The following is a 26,589-nucleotide window of genomic DNA, read 5'->3' as shown; positions in this document are numbered from 1 at the left end:
CCATGCTGTTCTTACGAGCAGCTAGAGAAATCATGTGCGAGGGTCAGGTTACTCCCATGCGGTCAGCATCAAGCCCTATCTGGCGCTCTACGGTGGTCGCTAAGCTGCTACCTTCAGCGCTCAGACTAGAGCCATCCGTTCTCAGATGTCATTGACGAGGGCCTGGTGGTTGCGATGATGACGTCGTTCTCAGTAGTCACCGTTGCCAAGTACCCTTCAGATTTCATCGCGTTGACCAACCTCCGGTTTGACTCGGTGTTTCTCACCTGGATCTTCTTGACCTTCGCGCTCACCGTTTTGAAGTCCTCATCGTCGAGCAACCCTAGAGCTGCAGCAATGTCCGGCCACTTCATCCCGGGAAGACATTGTGTCAGCATTTCAGAGCGCTGCTCCGGGGTGAGGCTCGCGTTGCGAACCAGATGTTGCAGCACAGGCATCAGCGAATCAGCAAGCCTTGCACCGGCTTGATTGGCCAGCATCGATACACGGCCGAGCTCTGGAATCGCTTCCGGTTTGCTTTCAATCGTCTCCAGGCTAAGCCCTGACCACATCTGAATTTTCTGTGTGAGTGACAGCGCTTTGCTTTTGCTCAGCGTGAGCATCGTGTCAAGCTGGAGCGAGCTGATATCGATCTCTGCTTTTGCTAGATCCCACCGTTCAACCAGGTACTTGCCTTCGAGGTGTGGGCAAGTATTCAGTACGATCTCCCTGACTTCTGAGCTGTATGGCAAAAATGATGAGGCTACCAGCATGCCCCAGCGACCCTCAGGTAGCGCAGTTTTTATCATTGCTAGGTCTTGAAGCACGACGCCATCGAGCAATACCTGGAGCACGTCATTACTGATACCGGTGGAGCTCAGAAGATACTGTTGCAGCGACCAGTCTGCGCTCGTTGACTGCCACAGCGTGCCCTTGAGAGACGAAGCATTCCGAGCGATGAAGCCGGTGAATACCGCTGTGGGTTCCGATCCGATTTCTTCGTCCGAGACGTTGCCTTCTGGCCCAACGACTTTCTCAAAAAAATCCACACTGCGTCAGCTTTGGCCACCAGGCGATCACTCTCAAGTGCCTTTGCCCAAAGATATCTCGGGGCGTCAGTGAGTGTGTGTAGGTCACAGGTCGTGTGATCGAAGAGTCTATTTGTCAGATCGTGATCTGCGTCCACTTCTGCTAGTAAGCTGGTCAAGGAGTCGCTTGATTCATCCAGGACAGCAGACTGATCTAGCAATGCGCTACCGAGCTCATCGGCGTGAGAGAGCAGATAATTACCGAGCCCATTGATGCCCAAAGCCTGCAGCCTGCGCAAGGACACGATGCCCACATCTGCAGGTTCGGATTTGGCGTCTTTAGAATCCTGTCCAGCTTCTGACTTCGCGCATATCAGCGATAGCATAGGCAGGTTGATCTTGATGCAGCCCCAGTCGATCAGCCTTTCGAGGTCTGCGAGACTCATCGTATGGCCCAGTGAGGCAAACTGGACTGGGTACGCCCTGAGCCACGCCCAGGCTCCCAAATTGCTCTCTAATCCTGGCATCAGTCGTGAAGCATCTTCCAGCCCATCGATTGTAGGCACCAGATCCGTCGAGCAATCACCGGCCAGGGTCTTGAAGTCGGATTCCGGCAGGTTGTCGACGATTGCTTTGACGAGGGACTGACGGGCCTCGCTTCCTTCAAAAACGCCACCAGCGTCCCCCGTGTCCCTAGCGTTGAAACAGGCTCATTAACTTTTTGCGCTGCGTCTGAGTATGCGTAAGGCTCAGTATGGTTAGAGGAGGCAGATGACGCCCACCTTTTGCGCGACCGTCTTCCAAAGTGGACTGCGGGGGTAATTTTTCTCGCATACGATCATCGCGCTTACGCTGCGTCACTTTTCACAAAAGCTGAGCGACAGCTTCAAATGGCAGGCGCGGGCCTTGAGGATGGTTGCCAGCGGGATCGCCGTACCCAAGGTTTATAAGGAAGTTGGCTTGGTAACGCCCATCGGGAAAAAACTCAGAGTTCACCTTCGCCACATCAAAGCCGCTCATGGGGCCTACGTCCAATCCAAGCAAACGAGCCGCGATGATCAGATAGGCACCTTGCAAGCTACTGTTGCGAAAGGCCGTCGCGGCAGCTAGGTCAGCGTTGGCCTCGAAGATAGGCTTTGCATCGTAGGCTTTGAATTGGGTTGGCAAGTGCTCGAAGAAACACGTGTCTGACGCCACGATCACTGTAATTGGGGCGTTCTTGGTCTTTTCGACGTTGCCGGGTGCAAGCGCAGGTATCAAACGGGCCTTGGCCTCGTTACTGCGTAAAAACAAGAAGCGGGCCGGCTGGCAGTTCATGGATGTTGGCCCCTGCTGTGCTGCTGCTTGAAGACGGCTAAGCAGCTCATCACTGACGGGCTGATCAGTGAAGGTATTGAAACTACGTGCTTGTACCAAGGCGATATTGAGCGCGTCCACTGACGTAGTGAGCGTGTTTTTGTGCATTATTAATATTCCTGTGACGAGGAAATTTGAAGTATTTGGATACGTGTAACGTCCATATATTGGACGTCAGGCGACGTTATGCTTACACCATCGCGCCTTGCACAATGGCACTGTCGACGAACTGCTCCATGCTGACAATCTTGCCGTCCTTGAGCAGATAAAGATGGGCGAATGTTGCGCTCATTGCCTTTCCGGTCTTCAGATAAATGCCAGAGTAAACTCCGAATGCGGCAACCCGCTCACCGTCTTCCAAATACGTGTGGACTGTGGCCTTATAGTCTTTCCACTCCGTCGCTAACCGCTGAAAAACCTTCGCAAAGATTTCCGTCGGCCCCGTGTAGGTACCGGCATAAGGGAAGCCAGCGGCTTCAGTCCATTTAGCGTTCGGAGCAAGAGCGGCGAGCAGATGTTTGCCGTTTTCCTCAGACGCGCCTTCATAGGTTTCGCGGATAATATCCAGATTGGTAGTCATGTGGCTTATCCCCACTTCATTTCATTTTTAGCGACTTTAGCGCCGATTTGCAGTGCGATCCCCATTCCAGCATCAGGGTATCGTTTGGTCATTGCTGTGATCAGCGCAGCGCTGTCAGTTGCTTTGCCAAGCTCTTGCTCGAATGCAATCAGGTAGTCGCGAGTGTATTTAACAGCCGATATGTCTGTAGCCGCTGTCGATGCCATATGACCAGGAACTACTATTGAGGGCTTTAACGCAATCATCGCTTCAAGATTGCGCACCCACGCAGCACGACCTTCGGCGCCGGAAGTGTCGGCAGTCCACACGTGAACGCCAGCGAACACCAATACCCCGCCAACAATGGCATTCAGAGACGGCACCCTAAGGTAGCGACGATTAGCCAAGCCGGTTGCGTCGATGATCTCGATATCTTGCCCTTCAACCGATATAGCCCGACTTTCGAATGCTTTAGGCATCACGATGTCCGCCAGTGTTTGGGGGCCGTTGTCTTTCAGTTGTGGGCTCCAAGTAGCCAACTTCTTTTCGACATTGGCTTTGATCGCCGCCACAGTGGCAGAAGAAGCTATTACCTCAGCACTCGGAAACGCTGCTTTGATGGGGGCAAGCCCAAAGTAATAGTCAGGATCGCTCTGGCTAATGTAAATGTGGGTCAGTTGCTTGCCACTGCGCTTAATGGCTTCGGCGACGGATCTACCATCAGACAGAGTAAAACCACCATCGATTAAAACGGCTTCACGCCCTCCCGATATCAAGACCGGCGCGCGGAAAAAACCGTGCTCACCAGCAGGAAAAGACTGCAAGGTCAGTTTGGCCGGTGCCGCCCAAGCTCTATGGCCTAGAATGGTCGTTGCAGCGCCCGCTGCGGCGACCGCTTTGATAAATGTACGTCGTGTTGCCATGAAATTTCCCCAGTTAAACGCTTGTACTGCCAGGTAACTACCAGGAATGTCTTATTTCGCTACTCAAGCCGCTTCGATCTGACGACAAAGATCATCAGGATCGGAAAACAGCGTATGAGTGACCAAAAGCGAACTCGATCCGCCGGACTCCAAAATCAGAGTCGGCACGCCACCCGCGCCAAAATTGCGCATCAACTCCTGCGCATGGGTGATGCGCTTAGCGTTAGTGCTGACGATGTCGCTATCGGAACGTGCAACCAAATTCGCAGCCTCATCAAGGCCAAGCGCTTTCAGCACGCCAACCAATACCGGCTCCGAGGTGACATCACTACCGTCCACATAGCGAGCATGCTGGATCGCCTTGAGCGCTGCGTATTCTTTGCCCGGGACAGTATTCGCCACTGCTGTTAAAGCCAAGGTGGCGGGCCCGCTATCAAAAATTTGTTTACGGTCAGCGAGCACGCCGTAGCGATAAGCTTCTGTGAACTGCTGACCGGTCACTCTTGCGATGCGTTCATCATTCATCCATGCGTACGAAGCAAAGTCGTCGTCCATCTGCCTGGCACCAGCACCAGAAAACAAACCTGTAGGCATAAGCTCAAGCCTTGCGCTACCAACGCCAATAAGTGCCGACAGTGCTGGTATCGAGCCATAACACCAACCGCATAGTGGGTCATAGAGGTAGTAAAGGGTCTTATTCATGATGACTCTCTAGTAAAGTTTTCACTAGGCTAAGCCTTCTTGATTGACTATTAAATGCGTACACGATATATGCAGTGTATGGAAAAAACATACAATCAACGCGAGTCAGGGCTGGGTAGTTTTGGAAATCTCAGGCGTCTGACCTATTTTGTTTCCGTCGTAGAGACAGGCTCATTCACAGCGGCTGCCGAGCGCCTAGGCATCACTAAAGCGGTTGTCAGCCAGCAAGTCTCGCGGTTGGAGCAAGAGTTCAAGACGTCGCTACTGGTTCGTACGACTCGCAGCGTTAGAACTACAGAGACGGGTCAGGCTTTCTACTTACGCTGTGCGTTGATCCTGGCTGACGCAGAAGACGCCTTCGACCAACTGGCGGAAGCCGCCACGACCCCTTCCGGCACCCTACGCCTTACCGCGCCCTTCGACTATGGCGTTGGTGTTGTCGTACCAGCCATTGCTGAGTTCACGCAGCGTTACCCTCTCTGCAAGGTTGATGCGAGGCTGAGCGACCAGACGTTGGACTTAATGTCGAGCAATATCGAACTCGCTATCCGAGTAGGCTGGTTGGCCGAGACAGGTCTGCAAGCTAGGCAAATTGGTACCTTCAAGCAATTACTTGTCGCCCCTCCTAGCTTGGCAAACCAGGTAGCAGTGCTAACTTGTCCTGAAGAGGTCAGCAGGTTCCCTTTCGTGGCAAATACTGCTTTGCGGGAGCATCTTCGCTGGACTTTCACTTTAAACAAGAATGAACACCAAACCGTGAACATGCAGGCGTCCATATTTCTTGATGCAACACTCGCTGTGCGAGAAGCGGTACGCCAAGGGGCAGGTCTTTCAGTGATGCCAGACTACACAGTAGCCGACGACCTTGCTAAGGGGCGTCTTGTCCAGGTATTACCGCAATGGCAATTACCCGTCGGTGGCATTCACGCGGTATTTCCTGCTGCACGCTTTCGCCCTGAAAAGGTACGCGCGTTTGTCGAGCTTTTGGAGCGCAGAGAACGGCAACGACGGCGTACCGATAAATAATGCACTGATGTGATGCTCAGCAGATTTTATCATTATCGGAGCCCCCTAGCATTATCAAGCAACGCTGCCTGACACTGACGGTATTTGTTCTGGAAAACACCCGGATACGTGGACAAAGGGTTTTCTGTCGCAATACATAAATAAACCAGCTCAATAACTCCGGTCGTTAACTCCTCCGGCAGTAACATAAAAACCGCCTCTCCTCTCCGACAAGGAGATGCCTTCAAATATTGGATTTAGTCGCGTGTAATTAAGTATTCCAAGGGAAAGCTGCCCAAACTAATATTGAGAACGGCCATAGATACGCTTTTCACTGCCTTTTCTTCCTTTCGAGCCCAATCACTTGGTCGATACTACGACACCGCATTGATCAGGAACTAGCCGTTGCAGGGAATTCTTTACCCTCCAGCTTCTCCATAACTAACCCAATGAATGCAGACACTGCTAGCGGCAAATGTTGCCGACTGGGGTAAAGCACATGTAGGCCGTATCCGGTTCTATGGTACTGCGGAAGCACAGACACAAGCCGCCCTGTCTGAAGATCAGACTTAGTCATGGCGGGCGGCAGTAAAGCAATTCCTAGCCCAGCCAACGTCGCCTTGCGCAAAGCTTGGGCGGTGTTCCCATTGAACCGGCTAGTGACCCGCACCTCTTCTGCTCCACCGTTTGGCCCGCAGAGAACCCAGGTGGTGACGCCGCTGGGATGGCCAAAACTCACACAGTCATGATTGACCAGATCTTCAAGCGAGTTAGGCACACCACTTTTTGTAAGGTAATTCGGGCTGGCCACCAGACCTTCGTTACCAGCGCCAAGGAGCTGGCGACCGACATATCCCGAGTCCTGCAGCGCTCCACCTCGAAACGCTATGTCGATACGATCAGCGATCAAATCGGCGCGTGCATCACTCAGGACAAAGTCGACGTGTACCCGCGGATGCGCGTCAAGAAAATCGGCCACCCACTCCATAGGGAAAAAGTCGAAGAAATCAGCCATTGCCGCAATCCGCACGGTGCCACTTGCCTCGTGGTTCCCTGTCATCAGCTGCTCACCAGCGTCAATCAGACCTTCCACCGCTCCATAGCATCGCTCGTGAAAAGCCTCACCAGACTGGGTGAGTGTGAGCTTACGCGTGGAGCGTTGCAGCAGCCTCGTACCCAGTTGAGCCTCAAGCTGTTGAACCCGCCGGCTTAAGGTGTTTGAGGGCATTCCTAACTGCCGTGCTGCCTCAGCGAAACTGCCGCTGTGCACCACTTTTACAAACAATGCGATGTCATTCAGATCGATCATCTTGTTGCCACCCACTCCAAAAATGGATCAGTTCAATCCAATTATGCCATCTAATAAAGCAATCGATAGACGCATATCCTTCAGTCATCGCTGCATCTGACCTTCAGTTGCCGGAATCTCCTAAGGACTCACCGTCCCGGCTTTCCGCATCACTGAGTTCATACGCACCTAGTCCTGGCAGCCGGCACTCCGCTCGACGACCTCATCTATCGGCAAGGGAGCGCCAAATTCTGGAGAAAACATATGACCGCCACCGTAGTAGTTCGACCACGCGCCATTGTCCATCGTACTGAAGGAACCACACATGGCCCCATAACGAGGCTTATGAGTCCAGGTGATCTAGGAGAGCTGTTGAAACCGTTTATTTTCCTGGACATTTTCAGCCTTAACGCCAGTGGTGGTAAGTCGAGTTTCGGCATGCATCCGCACTCAGGAATCGCAACGGTTACCTTCATGACAAAAGGGGATGTCTCTTATGAGGACACCACCGGGGCGACCGGTTTACTGCTCGCGGGTGGTGTTGAGTGGATGCAGGCCGGCAATGGGGTGTGGCACGACGCTACGCTAGCAAGTGAGTCCGCAATACAGGGATTCCAGCTCTGGGTGGCATTGCCGCCGCCGCTTGAAAACGCTCCCCCGATGAGTACCTACCTTGATCCGTCGCAAGTTCCACAAGTGGGCCCCGCGCGTTTGCTATTGGGACGTTACGGGGCAGCCCAAAGCCTGATTGAAGTGCCGAGTGAAATGAACTATCTCGCCGTGAGTTTAAAAGACGGTGAGCACTGGCATTACACCCCTCCATCCGGTCACAACATTGCTTGGCTCGCTGTGAGTTCTGGAAGTCTGGACGCAGGTGGGTTGATCAATGCCGGCGAATTAGCCGTGTTCGAAGAGTCAGAGCACCGCATCAACTTCATCGCGAAAGGCGATTGCTCTTTCGTGATGGGCTCGGCGGTAAAGCATCCGTACGACCTGGTAACAGGTAACTACTCGGTTCACACGAGCAAGGCAGCTCTGTCACAGGGCGAAACGGAAATACAGCGGATTGGCACACGGCTGCGGCAGCAAGGACGGCTCAACTAGCGCTGCTCAACCCGGCGTGAAAATCATCTCGACGACAACTATCCAACACCCCAAATCATACTGAGGCACGTCATGACAGCGAGCAATCTCAACCTTCTTTTGTCCCCCGCTCAAATCGCCAACCTACCCTTGAAAAATCATATGGTGATGGCGCCTCTGACGCGAAGCCGGGCGGGCCAAGGCGATGTTCCAACTTCCACAGTGGTCGAGTATTACCGTCAACGTGCAAGCGCCGGCCTCATCATTACTGAGGGTTCTCAGGTCTCGGCTCAAGGCAAAGGCTATATGAGAACACCGGGCATTTTCACCAACGAGCAAATCGCCGGCTGGAAACACGTGACCGACGCCGTGCATGCAGAAGGCGGACGGATATTTCTCCAGCTCTGGCACGTTGGGCGCCTGTCACACTCTCTAGTACAGATCGATAATCAGCTGCCGGTAGCCCCCTCAGCGATCAAGGCTGATGGCGAGATCTACACGCCTGAAGGATTGAAGCCTTACGAATCACCACGGGCTCTGAGTCTGCATGAAATTCCTGGCGTGATCGCGGATTTTCGCCAAGGTGCTGAAAACGCGAAGCGTGCAGGTTTTGACGGTGTGGAAATACATGGTGCGAACGGTTACTTGATCGATCAGTTCCTGCGCGATGGCACCAACACCCGAACCGATTCATACGGCGGCTCTGCAGAAAATCGCGCTCGGTTTCTTAAGGAGGTTGTGGAGTCGGTCATCGAAGTATTCGGTGCTAGCCGCGTGGGCGTTCGCCTGTCGCCGATTTTTAATTACTTCTCCATGAGCGACAGCGATCCCCAAGCGACATTCAACTATGCAGCAAAAATGCTCAGTCGCTACGGGCTAGCCTACATTCACGTAGTAGAAGTCGGTGCGGGTTCATTCGACTTCAGAGAACTAAAGCGTCGTTTCGCAGGCACCTACATCGCCAATGGCGGCTATGACGCGGAACGCGCAGAAACGTCGCTCAGAGAAGGAAATGCTGATCTGGTGTCCTTTGGCACTGCGTTCCTAGCCAACCCGGATCTGGTAGAGCGATTCGAACAGGGTGTCGCATTGAATGACGCAGACCCGACCACCTTCTATCAGGGTGAGGAGCGAGGTTATACGGATTACCCGACCATGGCCCAGATTCGATAACGATGAAGTGCTGCGGGAAGCGCAGTCGCTGCCAGCTGCCTCTCGCAGATCAATCGGGCCGGCAGGTAGCAATGCTGAGCCGGAGTAGGAGTCTGCGCCCTCTCCGGTAATCACCTGCAAATCTGCGGCAAGCCTGTCTTGACAAACAAACTGTGATCACATATCACTTAATGAGGTTTTCTTGTCTACGCACTCCGTAGCCACGAAAGAACTCATGAACAAAAATAAGACAGGACGCATTAGCTATGAACGTGATGAAGCGGCTGACACCCTATACCGGATTGAGAGTTTTGATTTCCGGTGGGGCAGCAGGCATTGGCGAATCGATCGCGGCTGCATATCTCGAAATTGGGGCAAGAGTCCATGTATGCGATGTAAGTGAGCAGGCGATCGCACAATTTCGTGAGCGCTATCCAGAGGCTTTGGCCACATTAGCTGACGTCTCCGACTCTGCTCAAATTAAGCGAGTCTTCGAGATACAACAGGATTGGGTGGATGGGCTGGATGTACTTATCAACAATGCAGGCATAGCAGGGCCGACCGGCGGAATCGACAAAATTAGCGATGCAGAATGGGAACAGACAATAGACATCAATCTCAATGCGCAGTATCGCTTCGCTCATCATGCTGTCCCCCTCCTAACGAAGTCAGAACACGCACACATCATTCATATTTCATCGGTCGCGGGGCGCTTAGGCTACGCTTGGCGGACTCCATACGCCGCGACCAAGTGGGCCATCGTTGGTCTTATGAAGTCATTGGCAGCCGAGTTGGGCGAAAAAGACATTCGAGTCAACGCACTGCTGCCAGGCATCGTCGAGGGGCCGCGCCAGGATCGCGTCATCAGTGATCGCGCCAAACAATTAGGCATTTCAGAGCCGGAGATGCGCCAACAAACATTGAAGAAAATCTCATTGCGCCGGATGACTCCACCCGAAGACGTGGCAGCAATGGCCTTATTTCTATGCTCTCCTGCTGCTAACAATGTGACAGGACAAGCGATCAGCATCGATGGCAATGTCGAGTATCTTTGATTAGTCAGACCTACACGTCTCGCCACCGACCTTGGTAGCGAGACGCTTGTTGTGCGTGTGCTAGAGAACTCATTTCTCCCCAATTCCGTCACTTTCAATACCGGCACATCCGTGATCACAGATGTCTCATTTTCCTATCCCGGCTGATCGAACCTGCCTATAATTCTCGCCATGAACCTATCCACACTCGTAACCCCCATGATCCGCCAGACTCTCAGTGCGGACGTTTATGCCCAGCTGCGTGATCTGCTGATAAGCGGACGCGTTATGCCTGGGGAAAAGCTCTCGCTCAGATCTATAGCGGACGCTCTTGGTGTTAGCGTCATGCCAGTGCGAGAGGCTGTTCACAGGTTGGTCGCTGAGCAAGCGCTTGAAATGGCGGCTAATCGATATATTCGCGTTCCTGTACTGACAGTCAGCCAATTCCGGGAAATCACCAGTATCCGGTTGAATCTGGAGGGGCAAGCGGCAGCTCGTGCTGCGGAGCTTGTTGATTCGCAGGCGCTGGCTGAGATTGAAAAGATACACGAGGCATTTTGCGCAGAGTTTGCAAAAGGCGCTCCCGATGAGTCACGGCTGATTACGCTGAACAAAGAATTGCATTTCGCAATTTATAATCAGGCGGACATGCCCATCCTGCTCCAGATAGTTGAGTCCCTGTGGCTGAGAATAGGGCCTATCATCAACTATGACCTACGATCTGGCACTGAGCGTGTGGTTCAGCGAGTGCAAGCCAGTCATCACGCAGCGATGGTTGATGCTTTAAAGAAGGGTGACTCGGTTGCCGCCTGTGAATCACTGCAAGATGACATCAAAAGTGCTGCCGAGTTTATCCTGAATACAGGGGCGCTGATCGTTGCCGATGCGCACAAGCCTGTCGAAGCTGATTAATTCCACCAACATGTTTTAAAAAGAGGCGCCTGGTATCAGGGCGCCTCTTTTTTTCGCTCGCTTGTTACATTTGAGCGCCGATCATCCAAGGTACTGTTTCTTCATTGCCGACGCCCAACGCCTCGCTTTTAGATTTTTCTCCAGAAGCCACTCGTATGAGCATGTCGAAAATCTCTTTACCCTTCGATTCAAGGGTGGCATCGCCATCCATGACATCCCCGCAGTTGATGTCCATATCATCCTTCATGCGAGTGTACATTTTGGTATTCGTCGCAAGCTTGATCGAAGGAGCAGGTTTGGCGCCAAAGCACGAGCCGCGTCCGGTGGTGAACGCAACGAGGTTTGCGCCGCTGGCGATTTGGCCAGTGGCTCCCATCGGGTCGTAGCCAGGCGCATCCATGAACACCAAGCCTCGGACTGTAATGGGCTCGGCGTAACGATAAACGCCCATGAGTGCTGAGGAGCCACTTTTGGCAACTGCGCCTAGAGACTTTTCGAGAATGGTCGTCAGGCCGCCGGCCTTGTTACCAGGCGTGGGGTTGTTATCAATACTGCCTTTTTCGCGGTCTGCGTAGCTCTCCCACCATTTGATAAGGTCGACGATACCCTGGCCGACTTCACGGGTTGCAGCGCGACGAGTCAGCAGGTGTTCAGCGCCGTAGATCTCCGGCGTTTCGCTAAGGATGGCAGTTCCACCTTGCGCTACGAGCATATCGACAGCCACACCGAGGGCGGGGTTGGCCGTGATGCCCGAGTATCCGTCTGAACCGCCGCACTGGAGCGCCACGGTCAGGTGCCGCGCCGAGACCGGCTCGCGTCGACACTCGTTGGCAACCGGCAGCATCGATTCCACGGCGGCAATGGCGGCATCCGCTGCGTTGCGGGTTCCGCCAACGTCTTGGATGACAACGGGAGCGATAAGCTTGCCGGTCTCGATACCCTGGGCCATGAACAGAGCGCCCATCTGATTGGCTTCACAGCCTAGGCCGATGACAACCACGCCAGCGAAGTTGGCGTGCTTGATGAACCCGCCTAGCGTGCGCCGCAGTTGGTTCACCCCCTCGCCATTGTGCTCTATGCAGCAACCGAAGCTGTGAGTGATCGGCACCACACCGTCCACGTTTGGGTAAGCATCCAGCACACCGTTTCGCGAGAAGTGTTCAACCACCATTTTGGTAACAGTGGAGGAGCAGTTCACAGTGCTCACTACACCAATGTAGTTTCGAGTTGCTACTCGCCCGTCAGCGCGGACGAAACCTTGGAATGTCACCGGAGAGGCAGCAGGCGACGCGACTTTGGCATCCTCGCCGAACGCGTAGTCTCGCTCGAACGTCGCCATCTCCAGATTGTGCGTATGCACGTAATCGCCTGGCTCAATGGGTTTAGTAGCAAAGCCAATGATCTGGCCATAACGCAGAACAGGATCACCTGGGTTTACGTGTGCAAGGGCGATTTTGTGCGCTGCGGGCACATCGGCGAGCACCACAATATTACCGAACTCCGTAACCACGGTTCCTTGAGGTATCGAAGCGCGTGCGATTGCAACATTATCGTCGGGATGTAGTTTAAGTGCCAGGGATGTACTCTTCATTTTGTCCTCGCATTATCAGTAATACACGGCGCTGCCTGGGGCAATACAATGTTGTCCCGCGTTTTTGTAGTAATCGTTTCTTGTGCCTGACGTAGCTTCAGACTCAGGAATGCCGCGAGCGTTAAAAGAGCCGCTACAATAATGAGCCCATTCTTCGTGCTCCCAGTAGTTTGTTCAACGAAGCCCAGAAGTGAAGGGCCGAAGAAACCACCAGTAATACCAAAGGTATTCACTAACGCCAGACCCGCCGCCATACCTGCTCCCGCCAGTCTTGAACTGGCAAAGAGGAATATCACAGGCTGAACAACGAAAAACATCGATGCCGTAAGAGTGAATCCTATTAGAGCTATCAATGGAGTGGTAAAGGCCGCGAGGGTCAATCCAGCGGACATCAGAAGCAGCCCACCGAACATTATTTTGCGTGAAATTTTCGGAGTAGTTGCATACTTTGGAAGAAACGCTGCCCCGAGTGCTGCTGCGATCCATGGGATTGAGTTTAACAATCCTATTTGTAACGATGACAAGCCTCCATACGTTCCAATGATGCCCGGCAAGAAGAAAATCACCGAATAGACACTAACTTGGTGGAGGAAGTAAACCGCGATCGCAAGCCAAATCTGAGGAATTTTAAGAACGCCCTTAAAAGAATGACCTACATTGCCGGAGGCGATTTCTTCATCATGTTCTTTCTTCAGAACTTGCTCTACTTCAGTGACTTGTTCCTTTGATAGCCAACTTGCCGTAGATGGGCCGTCCGGAAGCTTGCGCCAAATCACGACGGAAAATAGAACAGCTGGAATTCCCTCCAAGAAGAACAGCCACTGCCAGCCGTGCCAACCCCAGATTCCATCCATCTCTAACAGCAGCCCGCCAACCGGCCCGCTGATGATATTCGCGAGACAGACCCCGATTAGAAAATAGCCACTGGCTCGTGCCCTTTGCTCACGACCAAACCAATAGGTTAAATAGAGCATTACACCTGGGAACAATCCGGCTTCAGCTGCGCCCAGTAGCGCGCGGGCAATGTAAAACGTAGTCTCATCGGTAATGAAGGCCATACCGGCAGACAACAACCCCCAGGTGATCATGATCCTGGTGATCCAGAGTCGGGCCCCTACCCGGTGCATGATCAAGTTACTGGGTACCTCCATGAGTGCATAGGTAAGGAAGAAGAGCCCTGCACCAAAACCGTATGCGGCAGCGGAAATACCCAAGTCTACTGCCATGTGTGTTTTGGCAAGTGAAATGTTAGTTCTGTCTAGAAAGCTTATAACGTAAGCAAAGATTAACATCGGCATTAGTTTGCGAAACATTAAAGCGTTCAGCGACTGTCCCTTTTGTGTTTTTGTATGGGTCGTAGCTAACATGATTCATGTTCTCCTCACGAGGATAAATTGCTAAGGCGCGAGTGTTGTGACGCGACCATTAGTTATCAAAATATCCTCTAGATAGGCTTTACGGGGATGAATACCCGCGCTTAGAAATTGACGTTATCGCCACCTTTGAGCTTCAGGATTTCCCTGGCGTCAGCAGGTGTCGCCACTTCAAGTGAAAGCCCTTCGAGAATTTTGCGCATGCGCAATACTTGATCGGCGTTGCTTTTTGCCAGTTGACCTGGCCCGTCCCAAAGCGAGTCTTCAAGACCTACACGCACATGTCCTCCAAGCGTGGCTGATTGAGCACCAATGCTCATCTGCTGCTTTCCTGCAGGAAGAACCGACCACTGATAGTCATCTCCGAAGAGACGATCAGCTGTGCGCCGCATATGCAGGACGTCTTCGGGGTGACCGCCGATTCCGCCCAAAATGCCGAAAACCGATTGGATCAAAAACGGGGGTTTGATGAGGCCGCGATCAATGAAATGTGCAGCGGTGTAGAGATGCCCAATGTCATAGCATTCGATTTCAAAACGGGTACCGTTCTCACTGCATGACTCGAGGATGTGGGCTATGTCGGTAAATGTATTTTTGAAAATGCGGTCATGGCTGCCGGCGAGGTATGGTTCCTCCCAGGCGTGTTTGAACTCCTTAAACCGATTGAGCATTGGGTAAAGTCCCATGTTCATCGTGCCCATGTTCAGTGAGGCCACTTCCGGTTTGAACTGATGTGCTGGACGAAGTCGATCTTCAAGCGACATTGTCGGTGCGCCACCTGTAGTCAGGTTGATCACCACATCGCTAGCCTCTTTGATAGCCGGCAGAAACTGCTTAAACAGTTCCGGATCCTGAGAGGGGCTGCCATCAATTGGGTTACGAGCATGTAGGTGAACAATTGAGGCGCCAGCCTCAGCGGCACCAATCGCCGCTTCGGCAATTTGACCTGGTGTTACCGGCAGGTAACGGGACATGGAAGGTGTATGAATTGCGCCGGTGACCGCGCAAGTGATGATGACTTTACGAGCCATGGTGACCTCCTGGTTACTTTTATTTTGGTGTTCAGGATGAAGTGATGCCGTCAGGAATTTGGTGCTTGACGCTTGTGCGCAGCGAGAGCCATAAGGCGGCGGTCACGCCAGGCGGATCGCAACGCAATTCCTTCGAGTTCAAGTTTTTGGCGGCGCTCGTCATGTACTCGGGCGACTGCTGATTCCGACCAGTCAAAAGCATTTTCGGAATTGATCGTTTCGCGATTTTGCTGACCGTAGCGTTTGGCATAGTCAGATACGCCGGCAGGGGCGTTGAGATCGATAGTTTCGAAGGGGCCCATAAATGACCAGCGGAGGGCGAGTCCATCTTTGAGCACCCGATCAATATCCTCAGAGCTGGCAAAGCCTTCCTCATGCAATTTGAAGCATTCGTTGAGGACTGCTGCTTGGACTCGGTTCAACAAGAAGCCGTGGATCTCTCGGGATAGGACGACAGGGCTCTGCCCTGCTGCGGTGTAGATCTCATGCGCTCGAATCATCACTTCAGATTCTGTCCACGGCGCAGGGCAAAGCTCCACAAGAGGAACTAAATAAGGTGGGTTGGTAGGGTGTGCAACTACGCAGCGCCCCCGACCTGGTAGATCTTTAGTGAACTCGGAGGCCGGTAACCATGAAGTTGAACTAGCGAGAATCGCGGCCTTGGGCGCCAACGCATCCATTTGACTGAAGATATCGATTTTCGCCTCCACCGTTTCCCGAACGTTTTCCTGTACGAGCACCACGTCACGTAGCGCATCAGCCAAGTCGGGAACGCAAGTAATGCGTGCCAGCACGGTGAGGGGCGCGTCATTGAGAAGATCAAATTCTGCGAGCTCGTTAAGTCTCGCTTCGATGTAGGCATGGCTGTTCTGCATTGTCTGCAGATCCATGTCGTGTAGGCGTACCGAATGTCCTGCTCGAGCAAAAACAATCGCCCAAGCTCTCCCGATCAAGCCTGCGCCAACGATTGCAATGGGGCCACGGTCGGTCGCAGATGGAGTTGTACTTCGCATGATGTTCTCCAAATTTTGTATTTATGTTTAGGAGTAATCGTTTGAGCGGTTGGTGAACCATGCTGACGCTCAGATGTTCGCTCTGAGACAGATGCTATCCACTGTGATCACAGATCACAAGAAAATAATTTTGATTGTCTGACGATCGGCTATGGAAGGGATTCGAGGGTCGAGATAGCTCCCGCAACGGCCTGAGCCTCAGTGGGTCGGCGCGCTTCAGGTTTTTTGTGCGGGAATAGAAAAGGCTTCTTCGGGATTGAGCCTTCGCATTAAATAAACGCAGAAAAGCCCGCCTGCCGAGCGGGCTCCTCAATCACATCTTTCAGCCTGCGTGACCGTGACCCGCGTCACGAAGGAACGCGCGTACCGTGTCACAGAACTCCAATGGGTTTTCAGTCATTGGATAGTGGCCAGTACCTGCGAGCACGGCGATCTTACTGCCAGGAATTCGAGATGCTGTCTCCTCAACCTTCTCTTGGTACACCAACCAATCCGCGTCACCGCGCAGAAGTAAAACAGGCGCTTTGATCTTTCCAACTTGTTGCCGCTGATCAAAGTTCGCATAGCCTGTGAGGTCACCTTTCATCACCTGCGGCGTGGTGCGCGAGATCTGCCACACAACCTCCCTCGCACGATCTGGTGGAGTGCGATTGCCCGTCATCGAACGAGACCAGGCACCGATGATCTCTGGCCCATTCATGAGCAACATATCGAGGAAGAACTCGGAAACCGTCGGGGTAAAATCTGCCCCTTCAGCTGAAATGATCGCGCTGTACGCATCGGGCCGACGTGCCCCCAATTCCAACACCAGATTGCCACCCATCGAGCATCCCATGATGGCGGGTTTCTCAAGTCCCAAAGCCTCCATAAGGTGCTCATTGAACTCCGCATGGCGAGTGAGGCTGTGGAATGGGCCTGATTCGGGTAGCTCTGATTTGCTATGCCCGGGGGCGTCAATTGCAATGACGCGGAACTCATCTGAGAGGCCGTCCAATACGTGCCTGTACATCAGAGAATCTTGTGATGCTGCGTGGAAGCAAACGAGTGGACGCCCCTCCCCTGCTTCTTCGTAGTAAACGCGAATTCCATCCACGGTGATGTACCGTCCTACCGTCTCTTTCCCCGACGGCTTAGGCCCGGGAGAGTACGAGACTGGTGGGTTATTATTAGCTTTCCCTACACGCTTCATTGCGTCGAACGCGCGGGCCATCACATCTACGTACTGCCATGCAGCAACCACGTTGCCCTCAAGCTCAAGTTTTCCCAATCCAGGGGACAACGCTTCAAACCAGTCGATCTTTCCGTCAAGAACGCGCTGCCACTCATCATCAGCACCAGACACGATGATGTCAGCGCCCAACGGGCTTCCTTCCGGGTAAACCGCAACGACTTTACCGGCGAGAACCGCAAGCGTTGAAAAACCTGTGCTGTGCTTGAATTGAATGCGCCCATCAAAATAGCGAGCAGCGGCAGTCCAATCAGCATCACCGTTTAACTCGTCGGCGAATTGGCTCAACCATTTGGCATCTTTAATAAGGGTCATGACTTTCTCCTAGCTTTAGCAATCCCCAAGGGGATTTTCTTGTAAGTGCAGGTACGATCGGTTCGTTACAAACCCATGTTGCAAGAGGACTTCGATACCAGCGCCTTGTCGTACTTAAGGAACCAGCCGGTAGTTTCTCGGGTGAAGAAAATGGTGATGATGGCCGCCAGTACCATGAGACCGGAGATAAAGTAGAGCGCGTAGTTGTAGCCCGCAGCCTGCTCAAAGCCACCACCTGCGCCGATGAACATCCCGATCACGAATGGCCCAAAGCCACCGGCGTAAATACCGACGTTGACGATTGAGCCCGCCAGGCCAGTCGTGCCTTGCTTCGCAGAGTCAAACGCAATGGCATACAGCAACGTGTAGGGCGCGTTCATCGCGAACCCAGCAAACAACTGAATCGCGATAAGCCAAGTCAGGCTGACGGATGAGTATTTGAAGAGATACATGCCCACCGCAAGCCACGCGAAAACAAGCACTAGGCAAAGTTTTCGGCCTGCACGATCTGAAATCCATCCCCAAACGATCTGGCCGATACCACCGGTGATCGTGAAGAGCACCGAGTAAGCAGCTGCCTCTGCGAAGTTGTAATGGGCAACAAAGGCCAGGTACTGAGGTAGCCAGAAGCTGATGCCGAAGTAGCCAACGATTGCAAACATCGAGATAAGAGCGATAGCGGAGATGTTCGGATTTTTCATTGCCGACTTGAACGCGCCTTTGGGCACCTCCACCACACCTTGTACCGCTTCCATTGATGGAGGGGTCTCACCCACGGCTTGAGCGTGTTCAACAAAGGACTCGTAACGCTTCTTCGTACTGAACCACCAGTAGACCGAAAAGATGATGATCATCGGTACAGGGAAAAGCAGGAATGCCAAGCGCCAATTTTCCGGGCCGTAAGCGTGGAGTAGAGCACTGATCGCCAAGCCACCGATCAATGTGCCCCAAGGGTATCCGGTGTGATGAAGTCCTAGGGCGAAACCACGGCGTTCCTTCGACCACCACTCAGACAAGGAGGTGACTTCGATGGCTTCGCCAGCACCGCCAAATGCGTGAGACATCACTTGCAGCGCGACAAGCACTCCAAGCGAGCCAGTCAAGAAATTGAGGCCGGTCAGAAAGGTGAATAGCGTGTAAGCAATCACGATTGGCAGGTGGCGGTATTTTCGCATCCATCCCTGACCGCCTTTATCAGCCCAAATCATGCAAGGCACGGCTATCAAAGATGTAGCGATCGTGATGAACGCGGCAAGCAGCCCAGTCAGCTCAGCGCTTGTCTTGAACTCGCTGGTGATGGAGGGCAATACCATAAAGAACATCTGGCGGGAGTTGGCATCCATGGCATACACGAGCCACAAAAGAGCCATCGCACCCCAGGAGGCTGCACCTGCACCTTTTGGCACACGATTGACCGCAGGTAATGCTTCGATTTTGTCTTGAGCAAATCCCATGGGGATATCTCCGGGTATTTATTTTTATTCTCCGGCTGAGGATCGGTGTTTTGCACACATACGCCTCAACATCCGAGGTGATCCAGCACTTGTCGTACTGCTCACCATGGACAGAGGTTATGGCTCAATTTCAGGGCTGAATATAGCTGGCAAAGCACACCTGCTGTGACCGCCAGGAACAGGTCAGTGGCACAAAATGAGAGAGGTGCCAGCGAAGCATTTGGCTAAGTAATTACTGGGGAACAGGTCTCAAATTTTTGAGATCTCTGTTGGGCACAGAGCAAGAGGGAAAATTTTCAGAGTGGTGGAGTATTGGCTCCCTTGTGCTGGAGCCAAAGTTGCACGCTTGCGCGGAGGTAGAGTGAAAGTAAGCGCCGAGCCGTAGTGGCTATCAAACCGCTCCGGGCAGTCCTCTCACGATTTTCCATGGATGAGCAATCCATTTTTCCTGAAAAAACTCGATGAACACCCGGATGCGAGGACTCAAATGCTTACGGTCTGAATAAAGCAGGTAAATAGGCTCCAGGATCTCCGCTTTGTACTCGTCAAGCAGGAGCACCAGCGATCCGTCCTGAATGTCTTTTCCAATGTGGAAATCCGCAAGGCGGACTATACCCGCACCTGATTTGGCCATATCTCTCAGCAGCTCACCCTGGGTAAACGATCCTCGAGGTTTCACAGGGGTCGTCACACCCAGACCGTCCTGGATAAAGGCCCATTTGTTCCAAGGGCTGGCAAAACTGAAATTAAAGCATCGATGATTCATCAGGTCTTGTGGCTGCTGCGGTGTTCCATACTTTTCCAGGTAGTCAGGTGAGGCACACAGCAACCATTCACATTCGCCTATCTTCTTTGCGATTCTGGAAGAGCTCGGAAGAATCCCGCTATGGATGGCTATGTCCAATCCCTGCTCGAACTGGTCAACGAACTGAGCGCCTAACTGAATCTCGACATCAAGACCGGGATATGTGTCGAGGAATTCCGGCAACCAAGGCACGATCTGCTGCTTCGCAAAAGAGGTCATCGTGTGTATGCGAAGCGTGCCACTGACCCTTGAAGGAAGCCCTTCTGCCAGAGAATCAGCTTCACTCATCGCCTCAACCACAGCTTTCGCACTGCGCAGATAAGCAGCCCCCTCCTCCGTCAGAGTGAGGACTCGGGAACCCCTCTGGAAAAGTCGAACCCGAAGCCGATCCTCTAGCCGCGCTATCAATTTACTGATGGCCGACGGAGTCATCTCATGCGCCCTGGCGGCAGCAGAAAAACTTCCGCACTCTGTTGACCAGATGAAGGCTAGCATTTGGGAGTATTGATCCATTTCGGTACGCTCCTTACGCGACTGAATCTACCTGTTTATCTACACAAAAAAACGCGCCGTAGCGCGTTCTTTTTTGAACCCAAATCAGCGAATGAACTGCTCGATATAATCGTCCGGCAAGCCCAAATTTTTGTAATGGCTGCGGGCAGCTTCCAGTTTGGTGAAAACGTCTTCATAGCCAACCGCGACACCCTGTGGGTCGACGTAAGTGTAGCCACCCTGAACGTGGAACCAAGTAATCATTTCTTCGACATCTTCAGGGACGAACAGAGTGTGAGTCTCCCCTGGCGGCTCGAATGCAAAGGAGCCTTCATCAGCAACCCAATCGTGTTCGAGGTAGTACCAACGCCCCTTCAACACGATCGCATGCACTGCACCTGAGTGGCGGTGACGAGACAAAACCCCGCTCTGCCGCACTCGGAGCAAGTTGATGTAGTACCCACCGCTAACGCTCAGCAGCAGTGGTTTGAAAGATACTGACTTGGTGACAGGCACCCAGAGATTATCGTCTTCAAGCCAAGTGGTCATAACGCCTGGATGCACCATGTCTGGAGACATGAAAGGCACCTGCGGCAAAGCATAAGGAATGGCAAGTTCATCAGGTTTAACGGGCGTATTCATTATAATTTCTCTCAACGTGTGACTGGCGAGCGAGCCAGGATTTCAATCGCTGAGTGAGAGTAGGTGATGCTCTCGCACAGGAGAATACTCAGAAATTCACACCATCTGTGACCACTCGTCACAGCGCGTAAGACTCATCCCGTTGACGGCCGCGACTCATCTAAGCGCCTACTGCGGACGAGTTCAAGCGATTGACCCAGCAAATTTTTCATTGAGTGGATAGCGGCCACCAGTGGATCGCGCCCCATCAGAGGGGACACATTTTCCCCAATACCTTCACTACCATGCAGACCTGTTCATCTGAAAGCCGCTTACACAGTAGTAATCGGCTTGAAATAATGAGGTTTAGCAATGACTTCTCTCAGCCCTTCCCTTGAGCTCAGTCCCGAGCTTGCAGCTCATCCGGCCTATTCGCGAGTGTTTCAGCCCGAAGGCCTCACCTTCGGATACATCATGCCCTTGGAGGGCTATCCGAATTCACCGTTTCCCACGCTGCAGGATCATCAACGCCTTGCTCGCATCGCGGACGAGGCTGGATTCGCAAGTCTGTGGATGAGAGATGTGCCCTTCTATGACCCGAGCTTTGGTGATACTGGTCAAATGATCGACCCCTTCGTCTACCTTGGTTATTTGGCAGCCGTAACTAAAAAAATTGCTTTGGGAACGACAGGAATCGTTCTTCCACTGCGCGAGCCGTTGATCGTTGCTAAACAATCTGTGTCGGTTGACCAGCTCACCGGTGGACGATTCTTGTTAGGGCTCTCCAGCGGAGATCGCCCGATTGAATATCCAGCATTCGGGATTGATTTCGAAGCGAGAGAAGAACGATACCGGGAAGGCTTCGAGCTGATTAAGACAGTCACTGAAAACAGCTTCCCAAGCGTCTCAACCAAACTTTTCGGCCAGCTGGAAGGCTTGCTAGACATGGTACCCAAGCCAGTTGGCCCTCGACTCCCCATGATTGTCGTGGGCCGGGCCCGTCAGACGCTTGAGTGGATAGCCAATAATGCCGATGCATGGATTTGGCATCTGAGCGACTTCAATCGTTTGCCCGGCCTCATCCGCGAGTTCCGTTCTGCCAGTCAGACCGGCAATGCAAAACCATACGGCTACGCGACATTTTTCGATCTGGCGAAGGATCCGAACACACCGCTGGAACGCGGCTACAACGGAATAAGGATCGGGCGTAATGCTCTCGTGGAGCTCTGGAAACGGCAACAGGATGAAGGGGTTTCACACGTCGCACTGAATATCAAACCTCTGCAGCGACCAGCCGCTGATGTCCTGGAGGAGATGGCTGAGTATGTCCTGCCACACTTTCCCATAGGCCAACCTGCCTCGCAGGTGACCCAGTGACCGGCTCAAGTGATCGCACCGACATTAAGGGCGTTATAGCCACCTTTCTAGAAGCCTGGGAGAGCGGTAATTGGGAATCTGCTGGGGATATATTCACTGACAATTGCCAGTTGGTGACAAGCCACATGTCCGCTCATGAGGGTGGACGCAAGATTGTCAGAGCTTTCCAGCAAGACCGTGCCAAGGCTGATGGCTTTTCAGTGAAGGCAACCAATCACTATGTGGGAGGTGGAGAAACCGACGCCAATTTCAGTTTCTACGCCTATGGCCATATCAGCAAAGCCACAAAGTCGGCCAAGCTCGGATTTGGAATGACAGTCACGGGCTCTCTGAAAAAGACAGCAGGCACCTGGCACCTCGACAGCGTGCTGATTGCCTTGAATTGGGTAACCGGGGACTACTCGCTTGCAACTCACTGGCAGCTTCCACCAGGTGACGACGGATGGAGGATTGGCGATCCCGCTCCGACCATCGTGAGCGAACTGAACGCGCCATGGCTTGCTTTCCCAAGCTCAACGCCTTCGGTACCCAGCGAGGAGTGTATTGCTGAAACCTACGCTCGTTACTCATGGGCGCTGGATCAGGCTGACATGCAGCTACTTGCCCATTGCTTTGCCAACGACGCCGCTGGTGATTTCCAACCGATGGGCCTTATTGAAGGGCGCCACGCGATCATCGGCTCCTTCAAAGAATTTCGCAGGCCCTGGCCGTGGATGCAGCATTTCGCGGACGTGCTGGAGATCAAGTCCGACGAGGAAAAGGGTGTAGCGGAAATGATTGTCGGCAGAGTCATTCCTGGAAACTCACACACGCAAGATGGCACGCCTCTCTATGGCGCGCATTACCGAATGCGGCTTCGTCGCAAGCATGAGGGCTTCTGGCAACTGACCTGGAGCGAGTACCGCCCAGGCTGGTTCAATGCCAATGAAGCACCAAGAGTTTAGTCCCTTCCTGGAACCGCTCTAGGGCCGTGGCGCCGTACTATCTCGGACGACGAGTTCGATTTGTATGCGCTCGCGGCGTGCAAGTGGGCGCCCTTCGATCAGCGCAACGATGTTGTTGGCGCTGCTGATACCAATTTTCGAAGTCGGCACCCTGACGGTCGTCAGGGCTGGCACGCAGGCAGCCGCGAACTCGATATCATCGAACCCGCTGACTGATAGTTCTTTGGGGACGTCGATCCCATTGGAGCGCGCTTCCGCCAACGCTCCGATACAGGTAAGGTCAGTGCTGCAGACAATGGCCGTAGGCTTGGGGTTAAGCTCCATAGCAATCCGCAGCCCGGCGCGCCCTCCCTCAATCGTGAATGGCTGCTCAATAATCCGTTCACTTGAAAGCTCTATCCCTGACTCGAGTAGCTGAGCGGTGATTCCTTTCAGACGGTATTTTGCCCGTTCGTTGTTAGAAACAACTCCACTGATCATGGCGATACTTTGATGACCAAGGCTAAGCAGATGCTTGGCTATCAATCGACCACCCTCCTCATTGCTGAATCCCACGCAGTGATGGTCGTGAGCACCATCTAGTGACCACATGAGAATGAATGGGCATTGGGCGGCAGTTAGTGCTTCATAAATTTCAGGACTATGTTCAGTACCCACTAACAGTAGGCCTTCGACGCCCCGCTCAATCATGTTCCTTACGTTTACCAGTTCCTGCGCCTGGTCGTATTCATGGGAAGAAATGATTAGGTGATACCCAAGCTCCGTTAGCCTTAACTGGAGGGCCTGGACAGCTTCAGCGAACGCAGGGTTGTTAAACGTAGGAAAAACGGCTCCGATGCTGTGCGTGCGCCTGGATGCCAAAGCACGCGCGGCCCCGTCTCGCACGTACCCGAGCTCTTGAACAGCTGCTTGTACTTTGGCCAGCGTGGCAGGTTTCACTAAGTGCGGGACAGCCAATGCTCTTGAAGCACTCCCCATCGAGACGCCCGCCAATTCAGCCACATCCTTGAGCTTCGGTTTCTCGATTTTTTTCATTGGAGATTCAGCATCCTTGATCGTAGCGCGGAGACAGGACGATCAGAAGAACGCCCTCGATTTGCGCAGAGGATGATAAGCCAACAGCCTGCCGTTCGGGAGCCGTTAATTGGAGGGAAAAACCTGAGAACAGCGTTTCTGCTGCCCCCAGGCAAAGACACTTATTTAATGACGATCGGATTCACAGGAGCTCCGGTTCCGCCAACGACCTTTAGAGGGGCTGCGGTGTAGAGGAACGTCCACTGACCGTCCTCAGCGCAGTCCTCAGCGAGAGGATCAAGCTGAGCGATCTCAGTGAGAGTGATGCCCAAGTTCCTCATGAGTGCGTTGTGCAACGGCAACGCAACCCCTGACACGGGATCGACGGTAACTTCGTTAGCAATGGTGTCAGTGACAATGTTCGGAATTTCCATCTCCTGAAACCACTTCACCAGCTCAGGGCTGTAGGTCAGGCCTGGCTCGATAAAGTCCTTGTAGAACTCTTCCGGGTCGCGTTTATAAAACGAGCCGATCCATCCAGTGCGGATGATGAGAATGTCGCGCTTGTTGATAGAGACGCCTTGAGCCCGGGCCGCAGCCATTAAATCCTCATGGTTGAACGTTTCACCTGCATCCAGCACGTCTTTACCACGATGGCGCGCTATGTCGATCAGAATGCCTCGGCCAACAATGCCTTTTTCACCCAATGGAGCAACGCTCGCCTTGGCCAGGGAACCGATAGTGGTATCAGCGCTGTAGCCATTCCAAATCTGATCGTCGTACCAGACATGCCCAAGTGCGTCGTACTGAGTTGACCCTTGAAGATGAAAAAACATCACGTCGTCGGCGAACTCGTAAGAGCCCGGAAAATGTGGGCCTTTGCCACAGTTGTAGTGACCACGATCCATGATATTCATGCGTTTTGACTGGGAGCGACCAGGCCAGACCGGGTCACCAGCAGGATCTGCCATCCGCACCTGCAAAGTAAATGTCTTGCCTTGTTTGACCTCTTTGACCCCTTGGAGCACTTCGATACCTGTAAGGTAGTTGAGTGAGCCTACCTCATCATCCGGGCCCCACTTACCCCAGTTTTTAGGGGAGTCTTTGAGCAAGTCATGAATGTGCGGAACGATCTTGTCTGTCATTTTCTGAGCCTCTTTTATTCTTGGATTAGCTGTGCTGCATTTAGCGGTTAGTTGAAACGTTCAAATCGTTGTCCCAGCTCGTCGGCACGAGCTAGTCCTCGGATGAGTCGTTCAGCTGTAAGGGCTGGCGCCATATTTTTAGCGTACACCGCACCCAGTGTTGCCTGGACGACAATGTCCAATTCCTCAGACGTAAACGCAGAGGTCTGGCCAAGGCCGTCGAGGGTGACGGGAAGATTCACATCATTCAGAAGCTGAGCGACCTCTAGGATCTCTGAGTCTGGGCGCTCTTCGACGGACATCTGCACCAGCGTCCCGAATGCGACAAGCTCACCATGCAGCATGGAAGTAATCGCAGGAATTGCCGTAAGACCTCGCACAAGCGCATGAGCTAGCGACAAGCCGCCACTCTCGAACCCAACGCCACTGATAAGCACGGTTCCTTCAACAACCCGCTCGACATCATCATTAACCTCGTGCCGGCCTACTGCTTGGTAAGCGCTATACCCGTAGGTCATAAGCGTCTTAAACACTGCCTCTGTTAGCAGCAATGCAGTGTTCAACGCTGGAGTACCAAATGAGTTATTGCCTCCGGCAGACTGACATTGTTGCGCCTCAAACTTTTTACTGATGGCGTCGCCGATGCCTGCGGCGAAAAACCTTGCAGGCGCACGGACAATCACTTCGGTGTCCACGACGACTGCGGAGGGGTTCATGTTCAGGTACTCGACGCCAACGACCTTGTGCGCTTCGTCGTAAAGCACAATCAAACGGCTGGTTGGGGCGTCGCTGGAAGCAATGGTCGGGCATACGACGATGGGGACGTTAAGCTGAGCAGCCATCCCTTTAGCCGTGTCAATTGTCTTACCCCCGCCCAAAGCGATGATGGTGTCTGGCCTGTAATCTGCTGATCGCTCACAGAGAGACGCAATTGCAGCTTTAGTGCATTCACCAGGAAAAACGATACTGTTCGCCTCGAAGCCATGCTCTGACAATGCGTTCCCTACCTCAGGCCACAGATGCTTCGAGACGAACTCGTCGCACAAGACCAAAGGGCGCGATTGCCCCATATCGGAAAGGATTCTGCCAAGCTGCTTTAGTGCGCCTGGCCCTTGCTCGTATCGGCCAGGAAAACCCATTGTTCGAACCATGCCATCACCCGCTG

The 26,589-nt window shown here is 53.1% G+C and carries 23 protein-coding genes and 1 pseudogene; 7 read left to right on the top strand and 17 right to left on the bottom strand.

Annotated elements, in window-relative coordinates:
* Positions 1-125: 125 nt before the first annotated feature.
* The 5 genes and pseudogenes from FIV39_RS34100 to FIV39_RS10430 form a co-directional block, all read right to left on the bottom strand.
* Positions 126-1,711 (bottom strand): annotated as a pseudogene (locus FIV39_RS34100) (hypothetical protein); the annotation flags it as partial.
* Positions 1,712-1,871: 160 nt separating this feature from the next.
* Positions 1,872-2,471, bottom strand: coding sequence for a malonic semialdehyde reductase (locus FIV39_RS10445; protein ID WP_090404135.1), 600 nt, complete (start codon positions 2,469-2,471; stop codon positions 1,872-1,874).
* An 82-nt stretch (positions 2,472-2,553) separates the two neighbouring features.
* Positions 2,554-2,943: a nuclear transport factor 2 family protein gene (locus FIV39_RS10440; RefSeq protein ID WP_090409967.1), complete on the bottom strand. Its 390-nt coding sequence runs from the start codon at positions 2,941-2,943 to the stop codon at positions 2,554-2,556.
* Positions 2,944-2,948: 5 nt separating this feature from the next.
* A complete protein-coding gene (locus FIV39_RS10435; RefSeq protein WP_090404138.1) occupies positions 2,949-3,845 on the bottom strand; it encodes an MBL fold metallo-hydrolase in 897 nt (298 codons plus the stop codon).
* A 63-nt stretch (positions 3,846-3,908) separates the two neighbouring features.
* Entirely contained in the window at positions 3,909-4,547 is a 639-nt protein-coding gene (locus FIV39_RS10430) for a DsbA family protein (protein WP_090404140.1), read from the bottom strand.
* Between the two features lie 54 nt (positions 4,548-4,601).
* Between FIV39_RS10430 and FIV39_RS10425 the strand changes: the two genes are divergently transcribed.
* Entirely contained in the window at positions 4,602-5,573 is a 972-nt protein-coding gene (locus FIV39_RS10425; RefSeq protein WP_244176323.1) for a LysR family transcriptional regulator, read from the top strand.
* 370 nt (positions 5,574-5,943) lie between these two features.
* On the opposite strand, the gene FIV39_RS10420 is transcribed toward FIV39_RS10425, so the two are convergent.
* Positions 5,944-6,861, bottom strand: coding sequence for a LysR family transcriptional regulator (locus FIV39_RS10420; protein WP_090404142.1), 918 nt, complete (start codon positions 6,859-6,861; stop codon positions 5,944-5,946).
* Between the two features lie 243 nt (positions 6,862-7,104).
* Between FIV39_RS10420 and FIV39_RS10415 the strand changes: the two genes are divergently transcribed.
* The 4 genes from FIV39_RS10415 to FIV39_RS10400 all read left to right on the top strand — a co-directional run bounded on the left by FIV39_RS10415 (position 7,105) and on the right by FIV39_RS10400 (position 11,021).
* The gene (locus FIV39_RS10415; RefSeq protein WP_090404145.1) at positions 7,105-7,944 is read left to right on the top strand and encodes a pirin family protein; all 840 of its coding nucleotides are present in this window, start codon (positions 7,105-7,107) and stop codon (positions 7,942-7,944) included.
* 72 nt (positions 7,945-8,016) lie between these two features.
* Positions 8,017-9,096, top strand: a complete 1,080-nt coding sequence (locus tag FIV39_RS10410; RefSeq protein ID WP_090404147.1) for an alkene reductase — start codon at positions 8,017-8,019, stop codon at positions 9,094-9,096.
* A 245-nt stretch (positions 9,097-9,341) separates the two neighbouring features.
* Positions 9,342-10,130, top strand: a complete 789-nt coding sequence (locus FIV39_RS10405) for an SDR family oxidoreductase (RefSeq protein WP_038364716.1) — start codon at positions 9,342-9,344, stop codon at positions 10,128-10,130.
* Positions 10,131-10,328: 198 nt separating this feature from the next.
* A complete protein-coding gene (locus FIV39_RS10400; RefSeq protein ID WP_224789372.1) occupies positions 10,329-11,021 on the top strand; it encodes a GntR family transcriptional regulator in 693 nt (230 codons plus the stop codon).
* Positions 11,022-11,085: 64 nt separating this feature from the next.
* Here the strand turns inward: FIV39_RS10400 and FIV39_RS10395 are convergent, their stop codons facing one another.
* The 8 genes from FIV39_RS10395 to FIV39_RS10360 form a co-directional block, all read right to left on the bottom strand.
* Entirely contained in the window at positions 11,086-12,612 is a 1,527-nt protein-coding gene (locus FIV39_RS10395; RefSeq protein ID WP_090404149.1) for a UxaA family hydrolase, read from the bottom strand.
* Positions 12,609-13,979: an MFS transporter gene (locus tag FIV39_RS10390; protein WP_090404151.1), complete on the bottom strand. Its 1,371-nt coding sequence runs from the start codon at positions 13,977-13,979 to the stop codon at positions 12,609-12,611. The genes FIV39_RS10395 and FIV39_RS10390 overlap by 4 nt, the downstream gene beginning before the upstream one ends.
* Positions 13,980-14,089: 110 nt before the next feature.
* Entirely contained in the window at positions 14,090-15,016 is a 927-nt protein-coding gene (locus tag FIV39_RS10385; protein ID WP_090404154.1) for a BKACE family enzyme, read from the bottom strand.
* 50 nt (positions 15,017-15,066) lie between these two features.
* Positions 15,067-16,029 carry a 3-hydroxyacyl-CoA dehydrogenase gene (locus FIV39_RS10380; protein WP_090404156.1) on the bottom strand — a complete coding sequence of 321 codons (963 nt, stop codon included), beginning with the start codon at positions 16,027-16,029 and terminating at the stop codon, positions 15,067-15,069.
* Positions 16,030-16,351: 322 nt separating this feature from the next.
* Positions 16,352-17,572: an alpha/beta fold hydrolase gene (locus FIV39_RS10375; protein ID WP_090404158.1), complete on the bottom strand. Its 1,221-nt coding sequence runs from the start codon at positions 17,570-17,572 to the stop codon at positions 16,352-16,354.
* 65 nt (positions 17,573-17,637) lie between these two features.
* Positions 17,638-19,026: an MFS transporter gene (locus FIV39_RS10370; RefSeq protein WP_007913177.1), complete on the bottom strand. Its 1,389-nt coding sequence runs from the start codon at positions 19,024-19,026 to the stop codon at positions 17,638-17,640.
* Between the two features lie 391 nt (positions 19,027-19,417).
* A complete protein-coding gene (locus FIV39_RS10365; protein WP_090404160.1) occupies positions 19,418-20,344 on the bottom strand; it encodes a LysR family transcriptional regulator in 927 nt (308 codons plus the stop codon).
* 84 nt (positions 20,345-20,428) lie between these two features.
* A complete protein-coding gene (locus FIV39_RS10360) occupies positions 20,429-20,965 on the bottom strand; it encodes a 2,4'-dihydroxyacetophenone dioxygenase family protein (protein WP_007913179.1) in 537 nt (178 codons plus the stop codon).
* 351 nt (positions 20,966-21,316) lie between these two features.
* Between FIV39_RS10360 and FIV39_RS10355 the strand changes: the two genes are divergently transcribed.
* Positions 21,317-22,321, top strand: a complete 1,005-nt coding sequence (locus tag FIV39_RS10355) for an LLM class oxidoreductase (protein ID WP_090404162.1) — start codon at positions 21,317-21,319, stop codon at positions 22,319-22,321.
* Complete coding sequence (locus FIV39_RS10350; protein ID WP_090404164.1) at positions 22,318-23,265, top strand: nuclear transport factor 2 family protein; 948 nt, start codon at positions 22,318-22,320, stop codon at positions 23,263-23,265. The genes FIV39_RS10355 and FIV39_RS10350 overlap by 4 nt, the downstream gene beginning before the upstream one ends.
* An 18-nt stretch (positions 23,266-23,283) precedes the next feature.
* Here the strand turns inward: FIV39_RS10350 and FIV39_RS10345 are convergent, their stop codons facing one another.
* The 3 genes from FIV39_RS10345 to FIV39_RS10335 form a co-directional block, all read right to left on the bottom strand.
* Complete coding sequence (locus tag FIV39_RS10345) at positions 23,284-24,300, bottom strand: LacI family DNA-binding transcriptional regulator (RefSeq protein WP_090404166.1); 1,017 nt, start codon at positions 24,298-24,300, stop codon at positions 23,284-23,286.
* Positions 24,301-24,461: 161 nt separating this feature from the next.
* On the bottom strand, positions 24,462-25,424 hold the full coding sequence (locus tag FIV39_RS10340; protein ID WP_090404167.1) for a cyclase family protein: 963 nt from the start codon (positions 25,422-25,424) through the stop codon (positions 24,462-24,464).
* 47 nt (positions 25,425-25,471) lie between these two features.
* The gene (locus FIV39_RS10335) at positions 25,472-26,575 is read right to left on the bottom strand and encodes a glycerol dehydrogenase (protein ID WP_090404169.1); all 1,104 of its coding nucleotides are present in this window, start codon (positions 26,573-26,575) and stop codon (positions 25,472-25,474) included.
* Positions 26,576-26,589 lie beyond the last annotated feature (14 nt).

The organism is Pseudomonas grimontii (assembly GCF_007858185.1).
In the GTDB taxonomy this organism is placed as follows: Bacteria; Pseudomonadota; Gammaproteobacteria; order Pseudomonadales; family Pseudomonadaceae; genus Aquipseudomonas; species Aquipseudomonas grimontii.
Note: the sequence above shows the minus strand (reverse complement) of the source record. Positions and strands in the feature narration are given on the sequence as shown.

Coding starts and splice junctions, on each gene's coding strand:
- FIV39_RS10445 (WP_090404135.1), bottom strand. CDS start 2,471: ATGCACAAAAACACGCTCACTACGTCAGTGGACGCGCTCAATATCGCC.
- FIV39_RS10440 (WP_090409967.1), bottom strand. CDS start 2,943: ATGACTACCAATCTGGATATTATCCGCGAAACCTATGAAGGCGCGTCT.
- FIV39_RS10435 (WP_090404138.1), bottom strand. CDS start 3,845: ATGGCAACACGACGTACATTTATCAAAGCGGTCGCCGCAGCGGGCGCT.
- FIV39_RS10430 (WP_090404140.1), bottom strand. CDS start 4,547: ATGAATAAGACCCTTTACTACCTCTATGACCCACTATGCGGTTGGTGT.
- FIV39_RS10425 (WP_244176323.1), top strand. CDS start 4,602: ATGCGTACACGATATATGCAGTGTATGGAAAAAACATACAATCAACGC.
- FIV39_RS10420 (WP_090404142.1), bottom strand. CDS start 6,861: ATGATCGATCTGAATGACATCGCATTGTTTGTAAAAGTGGTGCACAGC.
- FIV39_RS10415 (WP_090404145.1), top strand. CDS start 7,105: ATGACCGCCACCGTAGTAGTTCGACCACGCGCCATTGTCCATCGTACT.
- FIV39_RS10410 (WP_090404147.1), top strand. CDS start 8,017: ATGACAGCGAGCAATCTCAACCTTCTTTTGTCCCCCGCTCAAATCGCC.
- FIV39_RS10405 (WP_038364716.1), top strand. CDS start 9,342: ATGAACGTGATGAAGCGGCTGACACCCTATACCGGATTGAGAGTTTTG.
- FIV39_RS10400 (WP_224789372.1), top strand. CDS start 10,329: ATGATCCGCCAGACTCTCAGTGCGGACGTTTATGCCCAGCTGCGTGAT.
- FIV39_RS10395 (WP_090404149.1), bottom strand. CDS start 12,612: ATGAAGAGTACATCCCTGGCACTTAAACTACATCCCGACGATAATGTT.
- FIV39_RS10390 (WP_090404151.1), bottom strand. CDS start 13,979: ATGTTAGCTACGACCCATACAAAAACACAAAAGGGACAGTCGCTGAAC.
- FIV39_RS10385 (WP_090404154.1), bottom strand. CDS start 15,016: ATGGCTCGTAAAGTCATCATCACTTGCGCGGTCACCGGCGCAATTCAT.
- FIV39_RS10380 (WP_090404156.1), bottom strand. CDS start 16,029: ATGCGAAGTACAACTCCATCTGCGACCGACCGTGGCCCCATTGCAATC.
- FIV39_RS10375 (WP_090404158.1), bottom strand. CDS start 17,572: ATGACCCTTATTAAAGATGCCAAATGGTTGAGCCAATTCGCCGACGAG.
- FIV39_RS10370 (WP_007913177.1), bottom strand. CDS start 19,026: ATGGGATTTGCTCAAGACAAAATCGAAGCATTACCTGCGGTCAATCGT.
- FIV39_RS10365 (WP_090404160.1), bottom strand. CDS start 20,344: ATGGATCAATACTCCCAAATGCTAGCCTTCATCTGGTCAACAGAGTGC.
- FIV39_RS10360 (WP_007913179.1), bottom strand. CDS start 20,965: ATGAATACGCCCGTTAAACCTGATGAACTTGCCATTCCTTATGCTTTG.
- FIV39_RS10355 (WP_090404162.1), top strand. CDS start 21,317: ATGACTTCTCTCAGCCCTTCCCTTGAGCTCAGTCCCGAGCTTGCAGCT.
- FIV39_RS10345 (WP_090404166.1), bottom strand. CDS start 24,300: ATGAAAAAAATCGAGAAACCGAAGCTCAAGGATGTGGCTGAATTGGCG.
- FIV39_RS10340 (WP_090404167.1), bottom strand. CDS start 25,424: ATGACAGACAAGATCGTTCCGCACATTCATGACTTGCTCAAAGACTCC.
- FIV39_RS10335 (WP_090404169.1), bottom strand. CDS start 26,575: ATGGTTCGAACAATGGGTTTTCCTGGCCGATACGAGCAAGGGCCAGGC.